Here is a 1,028-nt window from a genome sequence, read left to right as displayed (position 1 = left end):
TGGCGTAGAAGAGCGTGGTGGTTACTACGACAACTCTGGCGCTGTGCGTGATATGTTCCAAAACCACTTGCTACAAGTATTGGCAATGGTCGGTATGGAACCACCAGCACAAATCAACGCAGATTCAATGCGTGATGAAGTGGTGAAAGTGCTTCAATGCCTAAAACCACTGGATGAAACAGCACTACGTAACGATCTTGTACTTGGTCAGTACACTGCATCAGACGTGCGTGGCCAACACCTTCCGGGTTACCGTGAAGAAAACGGCGTAGCGGACGATTCTCGTACTGAGACGTACATTGGGCTAAAAGCTTACATCAACAACTGGCGTTGGAATGGTGTACCTTTCTATGTACGTACAGGTAAGCGTCTTCCGACTCGCGTTACTGAAGTGGTTATTCACTTTAAACAAACACCGCACCCAGTGTTTGGCCAAAATGCGCCAGAAAACAAACTGATCATTCGTATTCAGCCAGACGAAGGCATTCAGATGAGCTTTGGTTTGAAAGAACCAGGCGCAGGCTTTAAAGCGAAGGAAGTGAAAATGAACTTCCACTACGCAGACCTGCAAGAGACTCAAATGCTAACTGCGTACGAGCGTCTTTTACTTGATGCTCTAAATGGCGATGCGACGCTATTTGCACGTAGCGATGCAGTTGAAGCATGTTGGCAGTACGTTCAGCCAATTTTAGACTTCAAACAAGATCCTCAATCACTCTTCGGATACGCATGTGGTACATGGGGTCCTAAAGAGTCTGATGACTTGCTTCAGCGTGACAACCGCGCTTGGCGTTTCCCATGTAAAAACCTAACAGATACGGACTACTGTGAACTATGATCAACCATAAGATCTATCAAACTGCGGAGCAGGTAGTAGAAAGCCTAGCTAACGACATGAAAGCGTTCAGCGAAATGGGCCGACCTGTTCACATCTCTCTTTCTGGCGGCAGCACTCCTAAAATGCTGTTTAAACTGTTGGCTTCTGAGGCTTACGCAACTTCGATTCAGTGGCAAAACCTTCACTTCTG

At 46.9% G+C, this 1,028-nt stretch carries 1 protein-coding gene and 1 pseudogene; both read left to right on the top strand.

Annotation, left to right across the window (positions count from 1 at the left end; genetic code table 11):
• A pseudogene (locus R7Q47_RS26670) lies at nucleotides 1–838 on the top strand (glucose-6-phosphate dehydrogenase); the annotation flags it as partial.
• Nucleotides 835–1,028 (top strand): 6-phosphogluconolactonase (locus tag R7Q47_RS26665; RefSeq protein WP_318090329.1); only part of this gene is annotated, 194 nt, incomplete at its 3' end. The pseudogene R7Q47_RS26670 and the gene R7Q47_RS26665, both read left to right, overlap by 4 nt.

The organism is Vibrio sp. Vb0349 (genome assembly GCF_033338975.1).
This window is presented reverse-complemented; position numbering and strand designations above follow the sequence as displayed.